Genomic DNA, 17420 nt, shown 5'->3' with positions numbered 1-17420 from the left:
TGAACTTATTGACTTATTTATTTGTACTAAATATGTATACCCATGATAGGTAAGTTTAGAAATGTTTAAACGACAGACTTGGCATTTCGTAGAAATGAGAAAGAGCAATTAACATTTTTTTAAGCAAGATCACCGAATGAAGCGCCAAAATTAAGAAAGATGAAACTTCATTTAGCGTGGTAATTAGCATTAAACTTCGTTATCTGGGTACAAATAACGCACTTCTATAAAATCATCCAAATTATTTAACAGAAGCTGAGTCAAGACAGGGTCGAAGTGTTTGCCCTTTTCTTGCCTGAACAGCTCAACGACCTCTTCAGTTGTCCATGCGCGTTTGTAACATCGCTCGGTAAATAGAGCGTCAAAGACATCTGCAATCGCAACAATGCGCGCAAACAAGTGGATATCTTCACCTTTTAAGCCATTTGGATACCCAGTTCCATCCCAACGCTCGTGATGTTCGTGTGCGACGATGGCTGCAAGTTTGGTGATTTCACCTTCACGATTATTGAGTAACTCAAAGCCTTTCGTAGTGTGACGCTTCATGATCTCCCATTCATCTGCATCCAACTTACCTTTTTTATCTAGGATGGATTCAGGTACAGAGATTTTCCCCACATCATGCATTGGACTTATGACTTCAATCATTTCCACTTCGCGATGGCTAAGACCATAAAATTCCGCCAGAGTGGCAGATAGTCTCGCGACGCGCTTTACGTGCTGCCCAGTTTCCCCAGATCGGCATTCAATCGCCTCGCCCAATATGTGAATCATTTCCTTTTGAACACTCAACGTTCGCTTTTGTAGCGTTACGATCTTTCGATTCTTTTGGTCAATGACTTTACGTTGGCGCATGGTCATAAACTGACTGACGATGACCAGAAACAACAGAATAATCAGCGCACAAGCAAACAAGAGCAATTTGATGTTTACTTGAATCGCCGGTGGTGGCGCATTAATGATGTGTGCGCTTTCAGGAATATCGTAACGGCTGATTCCGTATTTTTGGATAGCAGTAAAATCGAGAACTGCCTCGGATATCAGCTCATCATCCACTTTGGTCATGGACAACCCCAATTTCCCAGCCATCAACTCAGCAGCCTCGTAGCCGTATTGTTCAGAGCGGTTGACAAAACCACCTAAAATGCCCGGTTCTTCGAGGTACATTTCCCACAGAACAAAAACTGGAGCGGCGCTTTTTGCACCAATAACATGCGCCACTTGTTGATAAGAGTGGTAATGCCCTTGCTCTGCCTCTGTATTAAAATGAGTGAGTAGAACCGCATCATTTGGGCTTATGTTCTCTAGTTGCTTTGATGCGTCATCAAGGGTTTCATCACGTAGCTCGATTAGGTTGATCTGAGGAAACTTTTTCATTTCCGCAACGACACGCTCATGAATAAGCTCAGACGTCATGCTACGATCAGCTAAGTAATAAAGGTTCTTGATTTGAGGACGTAGCTGGTTGATAAGCAGAATATTTTCGGCGACTCGGTCTTGTTCATAAAGCACGCTACCAGAAGAACTCAACGTATCAAGCGTGGCGTCCGCGTCATTTATTCCAACCGCTACGAGAGGGGTAAAACGTTCATCATTCGCAAGGTATCGCTTTGCAAACTGCAATGCGGCATCGTCAGAAATGATGACACCATCAAATTCATAGTCTTTGTATTTTAACTTAAGGTAATTGGCCATCCGTCTAAAATAGCCATCGGTATGCACTCGCTTTGCATCCAGATATTCAATCGACAGCTTTACTTCGCTGTTCGTTTGTTTGAAGCCCTCTTCTATGCCTTTTTGAATATCACTGGTCCATTGATATGAAGGCTCATAGGAGTGTAACACCAGTACTCGTTCGATTTCCCAATCAGTATTGTCAGCATTGACTGCGGCCGTCCCTAGGCACAACAAAAGACCCAATAAACGCGTCAAACGCTTAAACATGTTTTACCCAGCCGAGAAAAAGAAGATTTTGCACATTCTAAACATCGATTCCCCTCAGGGAACCGATATCGATCAATTTTCAATGACTATTGTTTCACTCAACTTTTGATCGTGGTTCAGCTTTTTTCCTAAATCACAGACAAACTGGCGTTTATCTAAATTTTGAGAAACCACTAAATCAGAAATAAGGGTGTTGCCTTCATATTGACTTACAATCGCGGCACCAACCGGCTCCCCTTCTTTAAATCCGACATACAACTCAAATTCTGGTGTAAGGATGATTTGGGTAAGGAACTCAACAATCATTTCTTGTTCGTGCTTGTCTGCCCAACGCTGCGATTGAAGAATTGAAAACATCACGGTAAGTCGATGAAAATCAACTAAGAATATGTCTTCTACCGATAAGTTTGACTCATTGTCTAAGAGCAACGTATTACTACTCACCTCGTAGGTTTTCTGCTCAAGCATACGATTGTAAATTTCACGACCTTCCAAACTTTCTTTAGTAGGGAATTCAACTTCTACTAAATCATGCAGCCACTCGTTTTTTCTTTTAATGCTTTCTAACTGTTGTTCGTTCATTTTCTTACCTTAAGCGCTGCTAGTTCAATTTTGGACAGCGTAAAAAAGACAGGACTTTGATTAGAAATGTAGTGCTCACCTGCTCTGGAGCGGTACATTAGCATGAAGCCTCTTACAAACCTAGCTAAACTCCTGAGGTAACGCCAAATTTTGTTTTAATCGTGTGCGTCTGATAAATTGAATCAATAAATTAGCCTATTTAAGGGATGAAAAATGAAAAAAAGCTTGCTTGCTTTAGGTTTGGTAACGGTCTTGGCTGGGTGTAGTGATAATGAAGTGGGCGACGTCTCACTAGGCATGTTCACAATGAAAGACATTAAAATTGGTCACCTACAAGATGAAGTAGTAACTGGCGTAACTTGTCATATTGCTTCTATTGAAGCGAACCTAAGTTTGTCTGATCCGAGTGACAGCTCAATCTCTTGTCGTCAAACCGGTGATATCACACCAGAAATGATTGCAAAAATAGACAAGAGCAAGTCAGGGGAAGTGGTATTCAAAAAATCGAAAAGTATCTTCTTTAAAACGATGAAAGTGCGTCGAATCTACGATCCAGAGAATCAAACGTTACTTTACTTATCATACACCACGAAAGAGACCGAAGGCAGCTTCAAACATAGCTTGTCAACGGTGCCATTATGGGGCACGAAAGCTTACGTCGAACCGACTGTAACTCCTACAAATTAACCCCAAATCGCTGCTAAAAACACCAGCCCGCTGCATTTTTCAGCGGGCGAATTTCTTTGTAATAAAACACAACGATTTTCAAAATTTTGTGATACAATCCCGCCTCTTTTTTTCTCACTCAAGAACAAGCATGAAGTTTCCTGGACAGCGTAAATCTAAACACTACTTCCCAACTCACGCTCGAGATCCATTAGTCAACCAAATTCGACAGGCGCCTAAGCTGTACCGCCCTACGATTGTCGGCGTTGGTCAAACCATCGTAGATATCGAAGCGCGCGTAGACGATGCGTTTTTAGAAAAATACAACCTTAGCAAAGGTCATTCTCTCGTTCTTGAAGAGAGCAAAGCAGACGCACTATATGAAGAGTTAGTAGAGCAAGGTCTGATTACTCATCAATACCCAGGCGACACTATCGGTAACACTCTGCACAACTACTCTGTATTGGCAGACAGCAAATCTGTACTACTTGGTGTTATGTCTAAGAACATTCAAGTCGGTTCTTTCGCATACCGTTACCTGTGCCGCACCTCTTCACGCATGAACCTTAACCACCTGCAAACTGTAGATGGTCCTATTGGTCGCTGCTACACCCTAATTTCTCAAGATGGTGAACGTACTTTCGCAATTAACGAAGGTCACATGAACCAACTAGCTCCTGACAGCATTCCTGAAGAGGTGTTTGAAAAAGCCTCTGCTCTTGTCGTTTCATCTTACCTAATGCGCGGTAAAGAAGATGACCCAATGCCAAAAGCCGTTCAAAAAGCGATCGACTTTGCTAAGAAGCACGACGTCCCTGTTGTACTAACGCTGGGTACAAAATACGTGATCGAAGGCAACGCTGAGTGGTGGCAAGAGTACATTCGAGACAACGTATCTGTTGTTGCAATGAACGAGGAAGAAGGCGCTGCGCTTACTGGAGAAACTGATCCACTTGCTGCCGCAGACAAAGCACTCGAGTGGGTAGACCTTGTTTTGTGTACTGCTGGTCCTGATGGTCTATACATGGCTGGTTACACCGAAGAACAAGTGAAACGCGAAACAACGCACGATATCCTTGAAGGCTCAATTGATGAGTTCAACAAGTTCGAATTTAGCCGTGCTATGCGCAAAGAAGACTGTAAACAGCCGATGAAAGTGTACTCTCATATCGGTCCTTACCTAGGTGGACCACTTGAGATTAAGAATACCAACGGTGCTGGTGATGCCGCGCTATCTGCTCTTCTGCACGACATGGCTGCCAACTCTTTCCACCAGAAAGAAGTTCCTAACTCAGAAAAACACGAAGTACGTTGTCTGACTTACTCTTCGCTATCTCAAATTTGTAAGTATGCTAACCGTGTAAGTTACGAAGTGCTAACCCAACACTCTCCTCGCCTATCCCGTGCTCTACCAGAGCGTGAAGATAGCTTAGAAGAAACCTACTGGGATCGCTAAGAACCAAGCACTTAGAGCGAAAAATATGCGAAGGTCACCGTTTGGTGACCTTTTTGTTTTGATCTAGCGCAGTATTTAGTGTTTTTTGTTATTATGTAGCACGCTAAGGCGCACGAACTGCTTTACACCTCTTATTTTACCAGTATTATTCTCGCGCAAACGTTTGCGCAACAGCAATACAGTCTTTCGATTGCTTGATGTTGAACGCCACGTGTTAGCCATTTTTTTGGAGTATCCATGCAGTCTGATATTGAAATTTGCCGAAACACACCGTTGTCTTCTATCGCTACTGTCGCAGCAAATGCAGGTCTTTTGCCGCACGAATTTGATACACACGGAAAACACAAAGCTAAAGTTCATCCCCAATGTCTTGAGCGCCTCAATACAAATCAAGACGGGAAGTTAGTGTTGGTCACTGCGATTACCCCTACTCCTTTGGGTGAAGGTAAGACCGTTACAACAATCGGCTTATCTCAGGGGCTATCTAAAATCAATCAATCGGTCATGGCATGTATTCGTCAACCGTCAATGGGTCCAGTATTTGGCGTTAAAGGTGGGGCTGCTGGCGGCGGTTACTCTCAAGTTGCACCAATGGAGGAGTTAAACCTGCACCTCACTGGTGATATCCACGCGGTTACCGCAGCGCATAACCTTGCGTCCGCCGCGCTTGACGCTCGTCTCTATCACGAACAACGAGAAGGCTACGCGGCGTTCGAGGCACGAACTGGACTAAAAGCACTTAAAATCGATGTTGACCGAATCACGTGGAAACGTGTAATGGACCACAACGATCGTGCACTACGCATGGTGAAGATTGGTCTAAATGAAGAAGGCAAGACCATTAACGGTTTTGAACGTAGTGAAGGTTTTGATATCTCCGCAGCCTCTGAGCTTATGGCTATCCTTGCCCTAGCAAAAGATCTTAAAGACTTACGTCAGCGTATTGGGCGTATTGTCGTGGCATACGATATCGAGGGACAACCGGTTACCACAGAAGACTTGCAAGTCGCAGGTGCAATGGCTGTCACACTCAAAGAGACAATAGCTCCAACATTAATGCAGACTCTAGAAGGTGTGCCAACCCTTATTCATGCAGGTCCATTTGCTAATATCGCTCACGGTAATTCCTCTATCATTGCAGACGAAATTGCTCTTAAACTATCTAGTTACGTTGTCACTGAGGCAGGTTTTGGTTCAGACATGGGGTTCGAAAAAGCTTGTAATATAAAAGCGGCGGCGGCTGGTCGAGCTCCTGATTGTGTTGTGATTGTTGCGACATTACGCGGCCTAAAAGCAAACTCCGGTCACTACGATTTGCGTCCGGGCATAGCTATTCCGGATTCGATTTTCAACCCCGATCAAGCGGCATTAGAAGCAGGGTTTGAAAACCTGAAATGGCACATCAATAATGTTCATAAATACGGTATTCCTGCTGTCGTTGCGATCAACCAATTTCCGCAAGATTCTGTAGAAGAGCTGTCTGAATTAGAGTCTTTAATAGAACGCTTTAATCCTGAAGTAAAAGTTGCCATCAGCACCGCATTTGCAAAAGGCGGTGACGGTGCCGTTGAGCTTGCTAAGCATGTTGTTGAAGCATGCGAGAATCCATCGGAGTTCACCCCTCTTTACACGAAAGAGCAATCATTGAAAGAAAAGCTGATGGCGGTCTGTGAAGCTGGTTATGGTGCATCAAATATCGAGATGAGCGATCTAGCAAAACAGCAGCTCAAGCACTTTGAAACGCTTGGCTTTGACGGCTTAGCTGTGTGCATTGCTAAAACGCCGTTGTCGCTCAGTACAGATTCAGCAATTAAAGGCGCACCTAGTGGCTTTAACGTTCCGATTCGCGAACTTCGCTTGTGTGCCGGAGCAGGCTTTGTATACGCACTTTCAGGAAACGTCATGACCATGCCAGGGCTACCAGACAAACCTGCATTTATGAACTTAGACCTTGATGATCAAGGTAACATCATCGGTCTGTCATAACCTCACTGCTGTTTTCTACAATGGACAGGAGCCTTTGAGCTCCTGTTTTAATTTCTGCTCGTTCCCCGTTACCTCATTGTTTTAACGCCGCTTTACATTGTAAATCGGGTTATAGACAACCTTTGGTCACTCCGACCTCACCAATTTAGTGCACGACATATTTCCCCACTCCCTAATATAGTGCAAAGTTAACGCTTCATTTATCAAAATATATTGATTTCATTGATAAAATTCTATGGCTCGAATCTTGTACTAGGGTATATAACAAAACGATTTCTAAAAACCAAAGGACACTCACTGTGCACATCGAATAGCAATCAGCAGTTGGCTAACTCCTCAAGCTTTAGAGCGCTTTCGAGGCACGTAAGATAAGGGAAAGGGAAGATTATGCAAGATGCACTCGCGGTAATTTTAGCCGGTGGTATGGGGTCAAGGTTAAGCCCTCTCACCGATGATAGAGCCAAGCCAGCGGTTCCTTTTGGCGGTAAGTATCGTATCATTGATTTCACGCTAACTAACTGTCTTCATTCAGGTTTACGCAAGATATTGGTTCTCACTCAATACAAATCACATTCACTACAGAAACACTTGCGAGATGGTTGGTCCATCTTTAATCCCGAACTTGGTGAGTACATAACGGCAGTTCCACCTCAAATGCGCAAAGGTGGTGCATGGTACGAAGGTACAGCCGATGCGATCTACCACAATATGTGGCTACTTTCGCGAAACGATGCAAAGTACGTCGTTGTTCTTTCTGGTGACCATATCTACCGCATGGATTACGCAGCGATGCTCGAAGAGCATAAAGAAAACGGTGCGAAGTTAACGGTCGCTTGTATGGATGTTCCTGTTGAAGATGCAACCGCCTTTGGGGTCATGGGCATCAAAGCGAATGGTTTGGTCGAATCTTTCGTCGAAAAACCAGAAAACCCACCTACTCTGCCAGATGATCCAACTCAAAGCTTGGCTTCTATGGGTATCTATATTTTTGATATGGACGTACTACAAGACGCTCTTGAAGAAGATGCGAAACTCGACGATTCCAACCATGACTTTGGCAAAGACATCATCCCAAAGCTCATCGATACTCAATCCGTTTACGCTTATAAATTCTGTAGCAGTAAAGGTCGTGTAGACAAAGATTGCTACTGGCGCGATGTAGGTACAATTGACTCTTTCTATGAAGCCAATATGGACCTTTTAGAACCCGTACCACCAATGAATTTGTATCAGCCTAACTGGGCGATTCGCACTTATGAAGCGCAATTTCCACCAGCGAGAACCGTTTCATCAGCCACTGGTAATGAAGGTATCTTTATAAACTCAATCATCGCCAATGGCGTTATCAATTCGGGAGGCTCTGTTCAGCACTCAGTGATAGCATCAAATGTGCGCATTCATGATAGTGCAACTGTCGTAGATAGCATTATTTTTGATGATGTCGAAGTTGGAGAAGGCTGTCAGTTGGTGAGTTGTATTATCGACAAGCACGTTCGAATTCCCCCTCATACTCAAATTGGAATAAACAAAATTGAAGACGCAAAGCGATTCCATGTTTCTGAAAAAGGCATCGTAGTTATTCCGGAAGGTTACCAGTTCTAGCTTTTTGCTCTCATGTAATCATCAATCGAGAAAAACCAAGCTCACCAAATAAAAAAGCGCGCGATGTAAATCGCGCGCTTTTGTCATCCACTCAAATTGGATTAGATATTACATACTGTTGACCAGCTACCATCACTACCCGGCTCTGATGCAGTCCACCAGTTTGCTTGGTATACCACACCATTGTGAATCACTTTGTCACCTTGGTTAGCGTGGCTTGGGTTACCTTGCCAATCAGTTTGTGGCAGGTCTGGGTAAGTAACTAACCCTGCAGTGTCACAAGTACCAGGCTCAGTACCACCACCACCGGTGCCAGAGTTTAAGTCACCAATTGGTAGATCTGGTTGCTCAAACTTAAACGCAAACTCTTTACCGCCAGAAATTACGGTGTAATTAGCAGGACCAGAGATTGGTAGGTAGTAAACCATATCGAGCTCGTAAGTACCGCCTGCTGGTAAGTCTTTCCATGCAGGTAGAGAGAAAGATACGCGATGCATAACACCATCTAGACCACCGATGTTGTTTGCACGAGTGTGACCAGAAGCAATCACACTTAGACCACCACCAGATTGATCTTTCGCGTTATCCGGTGCTGATACAGGAATATCAAACTGGAATTCTGTACCACCAGGAATCGCTTGACCAGTGTTGTTCGTAAACGTGATCTTAGGATTGATTGGGTAGTTTTGGTCACCAACTTTAAAGCCACCAACGCTAACAGCGATGTCTACTGCTTCTGTTGGAATCGGACCTGTCGCGATCTTGTTTCCGTAAGGCGTTGCAGACTTAAACTTATCGTAAATCGCCTTGGTCATCGTGTTACCCATGTGGTACTCACCATTACCTGCAGCACACGCTTGTTCAGTTGCATCTATCGTTGTACGGTTGCCGTTCGCATCTAGTACGTAACAGTTGTAGTCACCCGCAAGCTCCCAGAACATGATACCGCCGATCTCTTTATCGATAACGTAGTCCGCTTTCACTTCAACAGACGCTTTATCTTCTGTTGAAAGGAATACGCTCTTCTCTGCGTTCCATAGCCATGGAGCTACCGCAACATCATCATAGTTACGCGTGTAGGTACCAACCAGTTGGTCTGAAGGGTCGTTAACTGGATCTAGACCATACGCTTGAGCATAGGAACCCCAAATGCCTTTCTCTAGGTTCTTCGCGTGCCACATTGGGTTAGAACCTGCGCCCATTTCGTTGCCTTTAGGGTCAGTATCGTGCCACATGTTATCGATACCTAGAGCACCGTGACCACAGTTGTTCTTTTCACCTTCACCTGTACCAGGCGCACATTCAGACTGGTTTGGTAATGCTGCACGACCCCAAAGGCCGTTTTCACCACCTGTCACACCTTGCCAACCACGAGTATAGTAAGGAACACCAATGTTAATACGACCAGCCGGCATTGAACCGCGGAAGTAATGGTATGCCCAATCCGTGTTCAAGTAGCCGATACCACCGTAAGCCGCAGTGCCATATACATTCCACTGTGCTAGCTCAGAGTCTTTACCTGTATCGAACAGTGCCGCGTTATGACCCACGTGGTCGTTCCAAGCACCGTGTAAGTCGTAAGACATGATGTTTACGTAATCTAGGTACTTAGTAACGTCGAAGGTTTCCATACCACGTAGCAAGTAACCTGAAGAAGGCGCTGCAATCGTTAGCATGTAGTGATGACCATCTTGTGCTGATGCTGCATCCAACTTCTCACGAAGCACTTTCATAAGTTCTTGGTAAGACGCCCACAAGTATGGACGACGTGGTTCCATGAAGTCTTTATCGTAAGGATTACCCGCTCCTGCCATAGAAGTTGGGTACTCGTAGTCAATGTCTAGACCATCGAACTTGTAGGTACGCATCATTTCAACAGCAGATGTCGCAAACTTCTCGATACCCGCATGGTTGATTGAACCGTCTGCGTTAGTCGTCATCGTGTAGAAGCCACCGTCAGCAACACGGTTACCGTCTGCACCGAAGTGACCACCCGTTTCAGCCCAGCCACCAATAGAAATCAACGTCTTAACATCGTGTTTCTGTTTGTAAGTCGCTAATGCGCCAAAATGACCTTTAAAGCCTAGCGCTGGATCTACTTCAACACCCGGCCACGTTTTGCCCGTCGCTGGGTTAGTTGGATCATTCACATCGCCAACATTAACTTTGCCGTCAGAGCCGATGCTCACGAACGCGTAGTTGATGTGAGTTAGTTGATCCCAAGGGATGTCTTTAACTAGATATGCTGCTTGTGGGTCATCACCACTACGCCAGCTAGTAAAGTAACCGATGACACGACGTGGGTGATCGGCACCCATTTTTTCACGACCTTCTTCGTCGTAAATAGTACAGTAAGGTACATCTAGACCCGTTGTTTGGTACAGACCGTCAGGACGACAGTTCGACGTCACTGCGCCGCCATTGACGGTCAATGAAACAAGTGAAGAATCTGTTGTTGCGCCAGCATCGTCCGTTGCTTTCGCGTAAACAGATACACTACCCGCTTGTGCAGGCATAAAGTCAACGGCATAAGGTGCTGCTGTTGCGGTGCCGATCAACGCACCCGCAGCGAAGAATTCAACTTTAGCGACTGTGCCATCTGCATCAGCAGCATTCGCAGTTACCGTGACTGAGCCACCAAGTTCGATAGAAGTTGCAGATAGAGCAACATCAACGGTTGGGGCTTCGTTGCCTGGCTGACCTGCATTTACATTAAGAGTGACAGCACTAACCGCACTCACTGCATTTTTGTCATCATACGCTTTGGTAGAGAACTCGTGAGCACCTTCAGTTGCCGTCCATGAAGCCGTGAAAGGCGCTGCTGTTGCAGTGCCAACCAGCGCACCATCAACAAAGAACTCAACTTTACTGATTGTGCCGTCAGTATCTACGGCATCCGCAGCTAAGTTAACCACGTCACCGGCGGTGATCGAAGCCGACGCAGAAGGTGATGTTAACGTAACCGTCGGTACTTCATTCACAGGTGGATCGACAGGTCCCGTATCACCACATGCTCCTAGGTTTTCCCATTCACCCCACTGACCTGATTGCGCAGGGTTGTTGTTTTGGGTCCAATAACGCGCTTTGTAAGCGTTGTTTTCGTGTTGAACTTGGTCACCGCCATTGTAAACCTTTGACGAATCCCAAACTTCTAGAGGGGCACAATCAACCGCCGCATAGGTGTTGAAAGCCATTAGACAAGATGCAGTTAACGTACTGAGTGTAAATACACTCTTCACTGCTTTCCCGTTTCTAAGGTGCATATTGCTCTTCCTTAAGTTATTGTTAATACAATACAAAATACGCTTAACTACCGCGCACTATTACTTTTGTTTCGACGTAAAATAACTTAAGTACAACTACAGAGTTTCACACTATATATTTATAAATTTTCAGCAACACCTCTCAAGAATCCACTAAAACGTTGCAACAAAAGACATCTTATTTTGCACCAATAACTAATTTTATTACTCAAATAAATATGTCGATCGCAATTTATTAAAAAAGACGAAAAAAGTCGTAATTTTGAAATAAAGATCACTAAGCCTTTGTTGATCTTGGAGTTTCGTTAAAGTGGCGCTTGTACTCTCGACTGAACTGTGATGGGCTACTGTAACCAACTAAACGTGCTGCATCGTTTACCCGTCTTCCTTCTAACTGAATTAATTCGCGTGCTTTATTTAAGCGAACCTTTTTGATGTATTGCAGAGGTGATTCAAGCGTTACGCTTCGAAAGGCTTGATGAAACGCTGAAACACTCATGTTCGCTTCTTCAGCTAGCGTCTGAACATTTAGTTGTTCATGGTACTCTTGATGAACGCGGTTAAGCGCTTTCGCCACGCGCGCGTATGACCCTTCTTGATGTGCTAATTCGAACAAAACATGCCCTGACTCACTCACTAATGTTCGATATACAATCTCTTCCAATAACATGTCGCCAAGCATTGCAACTTCAAGGTCATCGCACAAAGCCGTCATCAAACGTTTACACGCATCCAGCATCTGCTCATTCATTCGAACTGACTTCAAACCACAACGGGTCTCGTCTTCACATACATTACTATAGCGTTGCGATTCCAGTTTCTTTACTAGCTTTTGCAGCATCGCAGGCGAGATATCAATTGAAATCCCGAGCAACGGCTCATTATCGACGGCAATGGCTTCACATTCTAAAGGCATAGGAACTCCAACCACCAAATAGTCATCTGGTCCGTAGCGAACTGGCGTCTGACCGATATGGATGTTCTTGTGTCCCTGCCCGAGAACAATGATTCCAGATTGATAAACAAAAGGTTGGCGGTTGTTACCTTTGCTACTGCGATAAAACCACACGCCGTCAATAGCGGTTTCTTTAATGCCTTCTAATTTATCCAAATCAAATTTAGTGGCGTACTGTTGCATGATCTGAGCAAGTGTCTTCATTGTGTCACTCCAATAACTTTCCACGCACTATACTTGGAGTTCTGATTACAGTTCCAGCACAACGAACACACATTTGTAGAAATAGGCAAAAAAATTACAGAAATCGACCTACTAAGGCGCATCGACGCGTACTAATATGCATGTATTCACTCTCCTCACAATGGAAGCAAGAGGTCTAATAATGAACTTTTCATACGTCAACCCAACTCAAATCTTCTTCGGACAAGGTCAAATCGCCGCAATTACAAACGCGATCCCTACCGGTCAAAAAGTACTTGTCATTTATGGTGGCGGTTCAATTAAGAAGAACGGTGTTTACGACCAAGTCGCGCAAGCTCTAGAAGGTCGCGAGTGGCTTGAGTTCTCAGGTGTAGAGCCAAATCCAACCAAAGAAACGCTAGATAAAGCCGTTGCAATCGTAAAAGAACAAAACGTTGATTTTATCCTTGCCGTAGGTGGTGGTTCGGTTATTGATGGTTCTAAGTACGTTGCAGCATCGGCAAAATACGACGGTGATGGCTGGGACATCATGGTTGGCAAACATCAAGTGACAGAAGCGACACCACTAGCTGCGATTTTGACACTTCCAGCTACCGGCTCAGAATCAAACATGGGCGCAGTTATCACCAAAAAGGAAACTCAAGATAAATTGGCGTTTCTTGCTCCTGCCGTGCAGCCTAAATTTGCGGTCCTTGATCCTGATGTAATGAAAACACTCCCAGAGCGTCAGTTGATCAACGGTGTCGTAGATGCATGGGTACACGTTTGTGAGCAGTACCTAACACTGCCTACTGGTGCAATGGTTCAAGACGGCTATGCAGAAGCACTACTGAAAAACCTAAAAGTTCTGGGCGAACAGTTTGAAGAACGTGACAACGACCAATGGCGCGCAAACCTGATGTGGACAGCAAACCAAGCACTCAACGGTCTAATTGGTAGTGGTGTTCCACAAGACTGGGCAACGCATATGATCGGTCACGAACTTACAGCATTGTGGCATGTTGACCACGCTCGTTCACTTGCAATCATTCAACCATCCCTACTTCGCAACCAAATGCAATTTAAGCGTCCTAAGCTTGAGCAAATGGGTCGCAACGTATTTGGTTTGTCTGATGGTGATGATTTGGCAGAGCGCACGATCCAAGCGATCGAAGCTTTCTACCACCAACTAGGTGTAGCAACCCAATTAGAAGGTTACGGTGATGACCGCGAAGCAGCAATTGACTCAGTGATCGCACAACTGAGCAAACATGGCATGACTGTTCTTGGTGAAAACCAAGCAATCGATCTTGAAAGCAGCCGCCAGATTCTTGACCTAGCAGTCGCTTAACGACTCAACCTATCAAAATACTGCCTTTTTTAACGGTATTGTGTCCTCGTAGACACAATACCGTTTTTTTATGTTAATTTAGCCGAACACTGACAATGCAATAAATATTGAACTTTTCTGCTAGAAAAATAACAAATAGGCGATAGTTCGATGTGTTTATGTAAGCCAATGACTAAAAACAAACCAAGTGCTTACTATTCGAAGTGTCCTTTTTAGCTTGCTCATCAAACATTGAGCGTAATGTCGTCTATTCAAGAGTTAATCGTATGTGGCTGATTGTCATTGCTTGTGCGCTCATACATATCATCAGCATTAAGACTGGTCCAAAGTGGCTGTTCTTTCTGACCAAACCACTGCCACTCATCGCTATGATTGGCATGTTACTCATGTCTCCAGCCAGTCACCTTCCTTACACAAAGTGGGTAATCTCCGGACTTTCGTTGTCTCTGATCGGTGATTTAATCATGATGCACCCAAAAGATAAGTTTGTTTTTGGGATCAAACTGTTTTGTCTCGCACAGATCAGTTACGCCTTGGGCTTCATTAATATGGCAGCCTGGCACTTCACCCCTTGGCTCCCATTTGCTGTATTCGGCGCTGGACTTTGCGCTTACTCATTCTTTAAGCCCGACTTGGGTAAAGAAAAATGGTCCGTTGCTAGCTACATCTTTGTTTTGATGACGATGCTATGGATGGCGATGGAGTATTACGCAAGTGGTAAAACACAATCGTCAGCTTTCGCGGTGCTTGGCAGTTTCATCTTCACTATGTCTGGCGTTGTGCTTGCCTTTGAGCGCTTTGGCAGCACTTCGATATTTTCACGTCAAGTCGTCATGACAACCTACTATTCAGCTCAGTTTCTGATCACCATGTCTGTCTTCGCGATAGTGATCCGTTTTCTTTAAAATTGACTACATTATCAGGTAGTTTTGTAATGAGTTATTTGCTCACCAGTTGGACAGTTTAACCCTTATAAACAGGTGCAATACGGTTAATAACTTGTTATTGTAGAAAGAAATTTATTCTAAAAGTTGGCAGCCTTGAAAGAAAAAAATATCGTTGTTGAATTCAGCGGCGTAAACAAGTGGTATGGAGAATACCACGCACTTAAAGATATTAATTTTTCAGTACATACCGGTGAAATCGTTGTTGTTTGTGGTCCTTCCGGTTCAGGTAAATCCACTCTTATTCGTTGTATCAATCACTTAGAATCTATCCAAGAAGGTGAACTCAACGTCTTTGAGCAACCAGCTAACGCCAAAACCCATAAGCCGGGTAAAGTCGGCATGGTGTTTCAACACTTCCATCTATTCCCGCATCTGACCGTTTTAGAAAACCTTACTCTCGCGCCAATTCGTACATTAAAACTGTCGAAGCAAGAAGCAGAAGAGCGAGCGATGCACTACCTCAAGCGCGTCAACATTGAAGAGCAAGCAAACAAATATCCGATTCAACTATCAGGCGGTCAGCAGCAACGTGTTGCCATTGCCCGTTCGCTTTGTATGGAGCCGGACCTTCTCTTATTTGACGAACCAACATCAGCACTTGATCCAGAGATGATCAACGAAGTATTAGATGTCATGGTAGAACTGGCGCATAGCGGCATGACCATGATTTGTGTGACGCATGAAATGGGCTTTGCAAAGAAAGTAGCGAATCGTGTTGTGTTTATGGACGAAGGTGAAATCATCGAGATGAACTCCCCCGTTGCACTATTTGAAACACCACAACACCCACGTACGCAAGCATTCTTAAATCAAATCCTGAGCTACTAGCCTATGGTTGTTCGAATCCTTAAACCGGTCTTACAAGCCATATTACAAATCGCGATTCTTTTGATTGCGATTATTTGGGTGCTCGATTCAGGAGCTCAAGCCATGGGCTACCAATGGCAATGGGAGCGCGTGCCCGACTACATTGCCTTCTACGAAGATGGTGAATGGTGGCCAGCAGAATTGGTCGATGGTCTCATCGTTACCTTAAAAATCTCTGCCATTAGTCTATTCTTCACTTTGGTCATTGGTTTAATCACCGCTTTATTGCGTTTGAGCAATTCCAAAGTAGGCAACGCGATTGGCACAGCTTATGTGGAACTGATTCGTAATACGCCGCTGTTGGTACAAATTTACCTGCTCTACTTTGTGTTTGGACCAGTCATTGGTTTAGATCGATTCAGCACTGCGGTGTTGGCGTTGTCGCTTTTCCAAGGTGCATATACGGCCGAGATCTTCCGAGCAGGCTTGAACAGCATTCCAAAAGGTCAATTTGAAGCAGCGAAGACCTTAGGTTTATCGCCTTTGTTTGCATACAAAGACGTGATCCTACCGCAGGTGCTTCAGCGCACCCTGCCGCCATTGACGAACGAAGTCGTGTCATTGATTAAAAACTCTTCGATTGTGAGTGTTATGGCAATCTTCGACTTAACGACCGAGGCAAGAAACATCGTATCGGAAACGGCGATGCCATTTGAAATTTGGTTTACTGTGGCAGCAATCTACCTTGCTCTCACATTATCACTTTCTGGCTTATCCGCTTGGCTAGAACACAAACTAGGAGCCAGTTGGCGCAAATTATAAGGAGATAACATGAAGTTATTCAAAGCGACCATTACTGCATTATTGGGGCTTGCGATTGCTCTACCTTCGTTAGCCAATGAGCAAGCAGCAACACCAAACGTAGATCTAATCAAGGAACGAGGCACACTTCGCGTTGGTATGTCGACATTCGTACCTTGGGCAATGCGAAATAAACAAGGCGAACTGATTGGCTTTGAAATTGATGTCGCTAAACGCCTAGCCGCAGATTCTGGTCTGAAGGTTGAGTTCGTACCAACAGCATGGGACGGTATCATCCCTGCTCTACTAGCCAAGAAATTTGACGTTATCATTGGCGGTATGTCGATTACTCCAGAACGTTCTAAGAGCGTACTGTTCACTGAACCTTACTCACACTCGGGTGTTCAAGTTGCAGCGAACAAAGAACTGGCAGCTGGCTTTAGCGAGTTTTCTGACTTTGATTCTCGCCGATTGAAAATTGCAGCTCGTCGTGGTGCTTTTACCGTTCAAGTAGCGCGTGAAACATTCCCGAAAGCAAAAATCCTTCAATTTGATGATGACGCACAAGCATTCCAAGAAGTTCTAAACGGCAATGCACATGCGGTGATTGCATCGAGCCCTAAACCTGAGCATGAAGCGATCAAACACGCGGATAAGTTGTTCATTCCATTTACTGAGCGTCTATCCAAAGGTAACGAAGCCTTTGCCGTTCGCTTAGGTGAAGAAGACAAAAAAGCCTTCTTCAACAAATGGATTGAAGCACGTACCCAAGACGGTTGGTTAGATGAGCGCTACGAATACTGGTTCTCAACACTGGATTGGCAAGACCAAGTGGCACACGGTCAATAAACGCAAAAACTAATACATCGAATACACA

13 protein-coding genes are annotated in these 17420 nt (G+C 44.6%); 9 read left to right on the top strand and 4 right to left on the bottom strand.

Annotated elements, in window-relative coordinates:
- Nucleotides 1-189 precede the first annotated feature (189 nt).
- A complete protein-coding gene (locus AACR11_RS04445; protein ID WP_005451713.1) occupies nt 190-1944 on the bottom strand; it encodes an HD domain-containing phosphohydrolase in 1755 nt (584 codons plus the stop codon).
- A gap of 72 nt (nt 1945-2016) precedes the next feature.
- Nucleotides 2017-2526, bottom strand: coding sequence for a hypothetical protein (locus AACR11_RS04440; RefSeq protein WP_009696706.1), 510 nt, complete (start codon nt 2524-2526; stop codon nt 2017-2019).
- Nucleotides 2527-2739: 213 nt separating this feature from the next.
- On the opposite strand from AACR11_RS04440, the gene AACR11_RS04435 reads away from it, so the two are divergent.
- From AACR11_RS04435 to glgC, 4 genes are all read left to right on the top strand, one after another.
- Nucleotides 2740-3213 (top strand): CreA family protein, encoded by a 474-nt coding sequence (locus AACR11_RS04435; protein WP_005451711.1) that lies wholly within the window; start codon nt 2740-2742, stop codon nt 3211-3213.
- Nucleotides 3214-3343: 130 nt separating this feature from the next.
- Complete coding sequence (locus AACR11_RS04430) at nt 3344-4648, top strand: inosine/guanosine kinase (protein WP_009700365.1); 1305 nt, start codon at nt 3344-3346, stop codon at nt 4646-4648.
- A gap of 237 nt (nt 4649-4885) precedes the next feature.
- Entirely contained in the window at nt 4886-6634 is a 1749-nt protein-coding gene (locus tag AACR11_RS04425) for a formate--tetrahydrofolate ligase (protein WP_029789362.1), read from the top strand.
- Between the two features lie 387 nt (nt 6635-7021).
- Entirely contained in the window at nt 7022-8236 is a 1215-nt protein-coding gene (glgC, locus tag AACR11_RS04420; protein ID WP_079325563.1) for a glucose-1-phosphate adenylyltransferase, read from the top strand.
- A 101-nt stretch (nt 8237-8337) separates the two neighbouring features.
- Here the strand turns inward: glgC and AACR11_RS04415 are convergent, their stop codons facing one another.
- Together AACR11_RS04415 and AACR11_RS04410 are read right to left on the bottom strand one after the other, a co-directional pair.
- Nucleotides 8338-11499: a chitinase C-terminal domain-containing protein gene (locus AACR11_RS04415; RefSeq protein ID WP_029789364.1), complete on the bottom strand. Its 3162-nt coding sequence runs from the start codon at nt 11497-11499 to the stop codon at nt 8338-8340.
- 277 nt (nt 11500-11776) lie between these two features.
- The gene (locus AACR11_RS04410; protein ID WP_005451701.1) at nt 11777-12658 is read right to left on the bottom strand and encodes an AraC family transcriptional regulator; all 882 of its coding nucleotides are present in this window, start codon (nt 12656-12658) and stop codon (nt 11777-11779) included.
- A gap of 181 nt (nt 12659-12839) precedes the next feature.
- On the opposite strand from AACR11_RS04410, the gene AACR11_RS04405 reads away from it, so the two are divergent.
- The 5 genes from AACR11_RS04405 (at nt 12840) to AACR11_RS04385 (ending at nt 17392) form a co-directional block, all read left to right on the top strand.
- Nucleotides 12840-13988, top strand: coding sequence for an iron-containing alcohol dehydrogenase (locus tag AACR11_RS04405; protein WP_005451698.1), 1149 nt, complete (start codon nt 12840-12842; stop codon nt 13986-13988).
- Nucleotides 13989-14254: 266 nt separating this feature from the next.
- Nucleotides 14255-14893, top strand: coding sequence for a lysoplasmalogenase (locus AACR11_RS04400; protein WP_005451697.1), 639 nt, complete (start codon nt 14255-14257; stop codon nt 14891-14893).
- A 135-nt stretch (nt 14894-15028) separates the two neighbouring features.
- Nucleotides 15029-15763: an amino acid ABC transporter ATP-binding protein gene (locus AACR11_RS04395; RefSeq protein WP_029789366.1), complete on the top strand. Its 735-nt coding sequence runs from the start codon at nt 15029-15031 to the stop codon at nt 15761-15763.
- Between the two features lie 3 nt (nt 15764-15766).
- The gene (locus AACR11_RS04390; RefSeq protein ID WP_005451693.1) at nt 15767-16564 is read left to right on the top strand and encodes an amino acid ABC transporter permease; all 798 of its coding nucleotides are present in this window, start codon (nt 15767-15769) and stop codon (nt 16562-16564) included.
- 9 nt (nt 16565-16573) lie between these two features.
- Nucleotides 16574-17392: a transporter substrate-binding domain-containing protein gene (locus AACR11_RS04385; RefSeq protein ID WP_079325561.1), complete on the top strand. Its 819-nt coding sequence runs from the start codon at nt 16574-16576 to the stop codon at nt 17390-17392.
- Nucleotides 17393-17420: the final 28 nt, after the last annotated feature.

The organism is Vibrio sp. L85 (assembly GCF_963871815.1).
GTDB lineage: Bacteria > Pseudomonadota > Gammaproteobacteria > Enterobacterales > Vibrionaceae > Vibrio > Vibrio harveyi.
This window is presented reverse-complemented; position numbering and strand designations above follow the sequence as displayed.